Origin of the sequence: Candidatus Glomeribacter gigasporarum BEG34, from assembly GCF_000227585.1 — a bacterium.
GTDB classification, from domain to species: domain Bacteria; phylum Pseudomonadota; class Gammaproteobacteria; order Burkholderiales; family Burkholderiaceae; genus Glomeribacter; species Glomeribacter gigasporarum_B.
In genome coordinates, this window is record NZ_CAFB01000044.1 from 39,845 (window position 1) to 47,101 (window position 7,257).

At 52.1% G+C, this 7,257-nt stretch carries 10 protein-coding genes; 4 read left to right on the top strand and 6 right to left on the bottom strand.

What is annotated here, in order from left to right; all coding sequences use genetic code 11:
* Positions 1–25 precede the first annotated feature (25 nt).
* A protein-coding gene (locus CAGGBEG34_RS10170; protein WP_102033283.1) for an IS3 family transposase occupies positions 26–1,389 on the bottom strand; the annotation gives its coding sequence in 2 pieces (ribosomal slippage) (positions 26–912 and positions 912–1,389; 1,365 coding nt in all).
* Positions 1,390–1,894: 505 nt separating this feature from the next.
* On the opposite strand from CAGGBEG34_RS10170, the gene CAGGBEG34_RS05485 reads away from it, so the two are divergent.
* The 3 genes from CAGGBEG34_RS05485 (at position 1,895) to CAGGBEG34_RS05495 (ending at position 3,484) form a co-directional block, all read left to right on the top strand.
* The gene (locus CAGGBEG34_RS05485) at positions 1,895–2,209 is read left to right on the top strand and encodes a hypothetical protein (RefSeq protein WP_006682809.1); all 315 of its coding nucleotides are present in this window, start codon (positions 1,895–1,897) and stop codon (positions 2,207–2,209) included.
* Positions 2,206–2,556 carry a cell division protein ZapA gene (locus CAGGBEG34_RS05490; protein ID WP_006682810.1) on the top strand — a complete coding sequence of 117 codons (351 nt, stop codon included), beginning with the start codon at positions 2,206–2,208 and terminating at the stop codon, positions 2,554–2,556. The genes CAGGBEG34_RS05485 and CAGGBEG34_RS05490 overlap by 4 nt, the downstream gene beginning before the upstream one ends.
* 235 nt (positions 2,557–2,791) lie before the next feature.
* Positions 2,792–3,484, top strand: a complete 693-nt coding sequence (locus CAGGBEG34_RS05495) for an SIMPL domain-containing protein (protein WP_081463760.1) — start codon at positions 2,792–2,794, stop codon at positions 3,482–3,484.
* Here the strand turns inward: CAGGBEG34_RS05495 and lgt are convergent.
* The 5 genes from lgt to CAGGBEG34_RS05520 all read right to left on the bottom strand — a co-directional run bounded on the left by lgt (position 3,453) and on the right by CAGGBEG34_RS05520 (position 6,679).
* A complete protein-coding gene (lgt, locus tag CAGGBEG34_RS05500) occupies positions 3,453–4,334 on the bottom strand; it encodes a prolipoprotein diacylglyceryl transferase (RefSeq protein ID WP_006682812.1) in 882 nt (293 codons plus the stop codon). The two genes, CAGGBEG34_RS05495 and lgt, sit on opposite strands and share 32 nt — an antisense overlap.
* A complete protein-coding gene (locus CAGGBEG34_RS05505; protein WP_006682813.1) occupies positions 4,334–4,861 on the bottom strand; it encodes a hypothetical protein in 528 nt (175 codons plus the stop codon). The genes lgt and CAGGBEG34_RS05505 overlap by 1 nt, the downstream gene beginning before the upstream one ends.
* Positions 4,862–4,889: 28 nt before the next feature.
* A complete protein-coding gene (locus CAGGBEG34_RS05510) occupies positions 4,890–5,084 on the bottom strand; it encodes a zinc-finger domain-containing protein (RefSeq protein ID WP_006682814.1) in 195 nt (64 codons plus the stop codon).
* 66 nt (positions 5,085–5,150) lie between these two features.
* A complete protein-coding gene (locus tag CAGGBEG34_RS05515; RefSeq protein ID WP_006682815.1) occupies positions 5,151–5,765 on the bottom strand; it encodes a hypothetical protein in 615 nt (204 codons plus the stop codon).
* 200 nt (positions 5,766–5,965) lie between these two features.
* A complete protein-coding gene (locus CAGGBEG34_RS05520) occupies positions 5,966–6,679 on the bottom strand; it encodes a hypothetical protein (protein WP_006682816.1) in 714 nt (237 codons plus the stop codon).
* A 26-nt stretch (positions 6,680–6,705) separates the two neighbouring features.
* On the opposite strand from CAGGBEG34_RS05520, the gene pgk reads away from it, so the two are divergent.
* A partial coding sequence (pgk, locus tag CAGGBEG34_RS05525; protein ID WP_081463761.1) for a phosphoglycerate kinase occupies positions 6,706–7,257 on the top strand: 552 nt, incomplete at its 3' end.

Sequence of the window (7,257 nt, forward strand, 5' to 3'; positions counted from 1 at the left end):
AAAGTTGGACGGTGATCTATGCTGCTTAAGCGAACCGAGCACGGTAGACGACCGGGCTCCACCCATTCAACTTCATCTTGATGCGGTCGTAGTGATAGTAGCGGATGTAGTCGTGCAGTCCTTCCCTGAGTTCGTTGATGTCGCGGAATTCGTTCGGAGGATAGAACTCTGACTTGAGCGTTGCGAAGAAGCTTTCCATCGCCGCGTTGTCGAGGCCATTCCCCTTGCGAGACATGCTCGGTGTGACTGTGTGCTGCTTGAGAAGATTGCCATATAAGGGCAACCGATACTGCCAGCCTGGGTCGGAATGCAGGATTGGGCACTCTCGCGGTTTCAGCCGATTAAACGCTTTTCCCAACATTGAAGCAACCCTATCAAACAGGGGGCCCTTGGCAATCTCGTACGAGACGATCTCGCCGTTGTATAGGTTCATCACTGGCGACAGGTAGAGTTTCTTGCCGCCAACGTTGAATTCCGTCACATCCGTTACCCATTTCTGGTTCGGATTGTGCGCTTGGAACTGGCGCTCGAGGATATTCGGCGCGGCGCGACCGACTTCGCCCCTGTAGGCGCGGTACTTCTTCTCTCGGACGCGAGACTTCAGCTGCAGTGTTCCCATGAGACGTTGCACGGTTTTGTGATTGATCAGCTTGCTTTCCTGACGTATCACAGCCGTGACACGGCGGTTGCCATACTGGCCCTTATGAACCTCGAAAATCCCGCCCATTCTCCGTTTGAGACCCGCAGACTCGTCCGGCATCTGCAGCGCCTTTTGCGGATAGTAAAAGGTGCTGCGTGCGAGGCTGGCCACCTTGAGCAAGCCAGCGAGTGGATATTGCTGCCTCAGCTCAAACACGACTTGCGCTCGCTCTCGTGCGCTGCCTGCTTCTTCGTTTGAGCCAAGGCCTCGAGTTTTTTTAGGTCAGCGTTCTCCATGCGAAAAAAGTTCAACTCCTCTAGGAGTTCCTCGCGGGAGCGTGCATCGTTCTTTGATGACTGAAAAGTAGCCTCTGGACTCTGGTTTTTCTTCATCCTGTTGTGACAGCTGTGGGAACCCCAAGACAATGCGTCAAGTCCGCCTTCTCTGTACTGACGTTCCCAGTGGCCGATCATGTCGAATCGCGGAATATCAAACAATGCGGCTGCCTGCCGTAGCGAGAGTCCTTCGTCCCGCACGCGTTTCAAGACCGACAGCTTGAATTCTACGCTGTGACACTTCTTCTCTTTCGTTTTCAGTGCCGTTGCGCCGTGCATCTTGTATACGGCAACCCACTTGCGCAGCGAGGAGATGTCGACGCTGTGGCGCCTCGCCACTGTCTTCAGGCTCGAATGGCCACCGCAATAGTCTTCGGTAGCGGTTAGTTTTGTTTGCTCCGTGTATTTCCCCATATCACCCTCGAGGTTGGTGTCCAACTTTCGGGGTTCAGTCCATGTAGAGTAGATAGATGTCATTCAGAACGAGCGCTCAGGCTATGGCTATCGCCGTGTGACTCGCGCTCTACAAGAGCGCCACAGGATTCCAGAGCGGCCAGCCCAAATCTGGGTTGCGGATATCACAATCGGCTGCCCTGCATGAATACGGCTTGATCGCTTCGATGAGTGCGGCGGCTCGCCCGTGCGATCACGTGCAGGCAAAAAGTTTGAGGAAAACGCTGAAGGTTGCAGAGGTCTAATAGATTGTAATTCTGATTACAAATCATTCGCTCTACCTGATGAGCTAAGCTGGCAGATTTTGAATTATAAGGGATTGAGAGCGGTTGAGCCGTTTCCTGCATCGCTGCCGTGCGCAAAGCGCATGAATTCAGATGTGGTCACCAAGGCGGATTTGCAGCATTTGGAAGCTAAACACATTCTGTACCCGTTAAAATGCAGCTTCTTGTCGAGGAATGAATCCATGCTGAATGAATTAGAGGCGCTTGCGCAGAAAATTGGCCGGTTAATCGACCTCAATGGCCAATATCGGCAGACGCAGAGCGATTTAACGCAACAACTGAGGCAGATGCGCGCAAGATGTGATGATATTCAGAATGCGCTTGAACAGGCGCGCCATGAATGCGCCGCGCTGCGTACTGAACGCGATGCTCTGGCAGTCACGATAGACGAGGCGAGCGCGCATTTGCACACCCTGCTTGAGAGGCTCCCGCAATCCTCCATCCCTGTTGAGACGCCAGCGCGGGCCGAAGATCATACATATGGAGAACACGCATGAGCGCCGCCCAGATCGAAGTGCACATTCTTGGTCAGCCTTACCGGCTGGCGTGCGCGCCTGAAAAACAGGCGGCCCTGCTTGAAGCGGCCGCGCGCGTGGACGCTGAAATGAATAAAGTGCGCTCGCATAGCGCCATCCGCGGCACAGACCGGATTGCGGTGATGGCCGCGATTTCTCTGGCCTCCGAGCTTCTGCTATTGCAGCGCAGCGTGCAGTGTGGAGAGGCGGTTCCGGCCCAGGAAATTCAGACGATCGTACAGCGCTTGAATCAACAGATCGGCACAGCGCTTGAACCACATGATCTTTTGTCGCCGGAAGATCATGCGGATAATATCGCTGTGGAGTAAGATTGACTCCCCTGCCTGGTTCGCGAAGGTCACCATTCTTAAACCGATACCCATAGGCAAATTGCGGAATGTGCAATATGGGCGCGCGCATCACTTGAGTCTGATGTACCCGAAATATTGCCGGACTGCATACTCTTGAATGTTCCGGTTCAAGATGCCGGCCAGACGGCCAAGGCGGGGAACACCCAAGCTATCGGGCCTGCTTTTTTTTAATTATTTTCCGGGATCCACCGCGATGATTAAACGGATGATGATGTCTGCACTATTTCTGGGCGCGCCGCTGACCTTGTGCGCAGCGCCGGATTCCGCGCCGGATGGCATGATGTCGCTCAGCGCGCAGGCCAGTGCACAGGTGCCTCAGGATGTCGTGCATATCACCTTATTTCATGAGCAGCAGGCAAATACGGCCGCGCCTTTGACGGCGGCGCTCAAGCAAAAGACCGATCAGGCGCTGCGCGAGGCAAGAGCGCAAAAACAGGTCGCGGTGCACACTGGCACGCTGGCGGTTTATCCATCGACCAATCGCGATGGCCGTATTACAGGCTGGCGCGGACGCACCGAGTTGGTATTGGAATCCAATCATTTTGAAGCAGCGGCGAAATTGGCTGGAAAATTGACCTCCATTCTGCAAATCGGCGATGTGCGTTTCTCCTTGTCTCCAAAGGCGAGCCGCGCAGCGCAACAAAAGCTGGCGCTGGATGCGATTGCGGATTTTCGCCAGCAGGCGCTCGCTGCTGCGAAAGCCTTTGGTTTTAGCGGCTATACGATCCGGAAAGTGAATATCGGATATAACGGCGCGGGGTTTGAGCCCCGCTCAATGAGGATGAGCGCCTATGCAGCGCCTGCGCCTTCCCAGGCTGAGGTTCCGGTGGAAGGAGGAAAGGCGCTGGTTTCGGTCACCGTGTCCGGTTCGGTGCAAATGAAATAATGAGCAAGAGCGCGCCGGCAGCCACCATCGGGAGCGACAGCCACTGTCCCATCGATAATTCGAGCGCCAGCAAGCCGAGAAAATCATCCGGTTCACGCGCGAACTCATCGATAAAACGCAGGCATCCATAACCCGCCAAAAAGAGGGCGGTCACCGCGCCGGTTGGCCTGGGCTTGCGGGCAAATAACCAGAGAATGAGAAAGAGCCCCGCCCCTTCAAGCGCAATCGCGTAAAGCTGCGACGGATGCCGCGGCAGTGCGTGGTAGCGCTCGAAAAAGTGCTGTAGCCCGTGCGCGGCGGCGTCCGCTTCGTGCATTGCAAGCCATGCCAGGTCGCTCAATTTCGCTTGCGGAAACAGCATGGCCCAGAAGGCATCCGGACGGGTCACGCGCCCCCAGAGTTCGCCATTGATGAAATTGCCAAATCGGCCCGCCGCGATGCCAAACGGGACCAGCGGCGCGACAAAATCGCTGACCTGCAGCAAAGCGCGCTGACGGCGGCGCGCGTACAAAATCATTGCAGCCGTCACGCCCATCAGCCCGCCATGAAAGGACATACCGCCTTGCCAGACTTTAAAAATCTCCAGAGGATGATTGAAGTAAAAACTGGCTTGGTAAAACAGCGCATATCCGAGCCGTCCGCCCAGGACAACGCCCAGCACGATATAGAACAGTAAATCATCAATCGCCTTTGCATTCCAGCCCTGTGCGGCGACATGCGGCAAGCGCAGCCGCCAGCGTCCCAGCATTGCCGCGCCGGCAAAAGCGACTAAATACATCAGTCCGTACCAGTGCACTGCAAATGAGCCTATCTGTACGGCAATAGGATTAAATTGTGGATGGATCAGCATTAGGTGAGATCCGCGCGGCTCTTGCCTCTATAAGAGCCGGGGTTCAGCGTGCGTATCAAGTCTTCAAAGATTCGGCGAATTTGGTCAAATAGTTGCTTATTTTCAGTCTTCACAAGCTCCAGCGCTGAGGACTGATAGGGTGACTGCGAATAGGTTATTTCTAAACTTTTTTCGGCGGCTTTGCTCAATCTGTTGATATTTTCCTCGAGCTGATCAGTGTGCAGTTCATTTATAATTACATTGTATAGCATTTTATCAACGCATTTTGTAATAGGAAGTGTTTGGAACTGGTAATCTAGATATTTAGTCAGAGATTGAGCACCCATAGGATGTAATAAAGTGGACAATTCTTTTTTATTTTCAACGATTTTATCGAATATTTCCATGTCTTGAAAGCGCTGAGTAATACGTGGGTCTTGCCAGTTAAGCCCAGAGTCCGAAGTAAGCCCCTTAAAACTATTTATGATATCTGGTGTGGTATCTTGAAACTCACCAGAAGGAAAAACGTGGAAGTGGGTAGAAAACATTTTTTATCCAATTTTTGTCATCAGTCTTTCAAAGTTTCAAAGGCGTTGTGTCCGCGCGCAACCGGTAACGTGTACCGCAATACGCGCAGCGCGCCTCGCCGTGTGTGACATCGATAAAGACGCGCGGGTGCGCGCTCCAGCGCGGCGTGCGCGGGCCTGGACAATACACAGGAAGGTCTTCAGCACCGACTTCAATCAATGGCGGGGTTTTATTGTCTTCCATAGACTCAATGCCCTGTTCGCGCGCCAGCCGGTCAGTTGGCCGGCTGGCTAGATTTTGCCATTGTGGTTAACTGAGCCGATGTACATCTTCTGCAAAAATGGGATCCCTCTGTTCAATCGGTGCAACAGAATCCATAAGGGCGAAAAAAGCCTCTTCAATCGTATTGCATGTGTGTGGCACTTTTCTGTCTTTTTCAGACAGACTTTTTTTGAGCGTCTCGACAGTTGTTTCTACAGTCAGTTTGATTTCATTTAACATTTCCCGCTTCGTCTGTACATCACAGTTAGGAGTATTCAGGATATCAATGATCGTCTGCGCATACTCATGCAAGTCATTGACAGCATTCTTGGCGGATGTGAATCCGAAAATACCGTAGGTTGCTTTCATATCTTCACCAGGCGGTATCCACTTCTGCCTGCTCATATCATCTGCAAGTTCGGTGCATGCAGTTTCAATTTGAGCATACCCTGCCCTCCCTGAAAATAACTGTTTTATTTCTTGCATTTTTATATTGATTTCATTGGATATGCTTTGAACTTCGTGCCGTTCCGCGGGCGGCACCAAAAGTCTGGTGAGTCTTGCCTGATAATCTTCATCGTTGTTATTTGCTCTTGCCAGATCATTATTAGAGTTTTGAGTCAAGGCTTGCAATATATTTGCAAGAGTGTTGTTACTGAACACAAATATCTCCTTGATTGAGTAAAATCAGCATTTAAAAAGATCAAAAATTTGAAGTAGACAATATTTCGATAAGATTTTCTGATCGGCTTGGCGTTCCTGATTTGTCCGAAGAATTATACAAATTGTGACCCGGATATTGGGTCACAATTTGTAAGAGGGCAGAAGCGCTGAACGGTGAGCGCCAGCATCTGGATGTCTGTTTACACAATCACACAGTCAAAATTGAGGGGAGGCCGCTTATCTGCTGAATTGGCAAGGCATGATCCACCAGAACCGGTAGAATTTGACAGACTGTCAGCGTTTGCTAAACTGTCTTGCGATGACATGAAATCAATGAACTTAGAAATAACAGCCTTAATTTGTCTGCATGTGATTAGAACCTCTGGGTCTTTTTCAGACAGGCTTTGCTCAAGCAGTCTGATGGCTGCCGACAGCGCCTGTTGAGTCTGTTCAATATTGGGCTTGTTGTCTGAAACGAGGCTTGTTGCAAGAGCGCAGAGTCTATCTAGCGCCTGCTCAGCAGAGCGAAACCCCAAAATATTGCACGGTGTAATAAATACATCTGCGGGCGCAATCCATTCTCTTACATGTATACCTTCAGGACCAATCCAGCTTTTTCGATTCATATCGCCTGCGAGTTGAGTGCAGGCCGATTGGAACTCTTCTTTCAAAAGATCTGGGAACAACTGCGTTATGCTTTGCATTTTTTCATTAATACGGCCAATGATCGTTGTAACCTCGCGCTTTGCTTCAGTATCTAAAGGAAGCGTCCCTCTTCCGAAAATTTTTTCTGCATAATCTTGCTCTCCTCTACGTGCCATTGCCATTGGATGATCGCTATCTGGATTGACACGAAGCGCTGCCGTTCCAAGATCAGCAAAAATACGGCTCAGACCATAATCTAGCGCGAGCATGAAAAACCTCTTGAAAGAGTAGAAAAATGAAAATTCAAAGAATATCATTTCTACGCTTCACCGATTTAATCGCTGCCGGCGCTGTCACGGGCCGGCGCGTGCTGATTCGCGCCGATTTAAATGTGCCGCTCGCCGCAAACGGCCAGATCACCGATGACACGCGCATCCGCGCGTCGCGCGCCGCGATTGATCTGGCGCGCAACGCGGGCGCGGCAGTGATGGTGGCCTCGCATTTGGGTCGTCCCGCCGAAGGGCAACTGAAAGCTGCAGATTCGCTTGCACCGATTGCACAGCGTCTTTCCGAACTGCTTGGCGTCAAAGTGCCGTTGATTCAGCGCTGGATTGATCAAGGCGTGGAAGTTTCGCCAGGCCAGGTCGTGTTGCTGGAAAACTGCCGCGTGAATATCGGCGAAAAAGCGGATTCAGGCGCGCTCGCGCAACACATGGCCGCGTTGTGCGATCTCTATGTGAATGATGCATTTGGCGCGGCGCATCGCGCCGAAGCGTCCACGCACGGCGTCGCGAAATACGCGCGCATCGCGTGCGCCGGGCCGCTGATGGCGGGTGAACTGGACGCG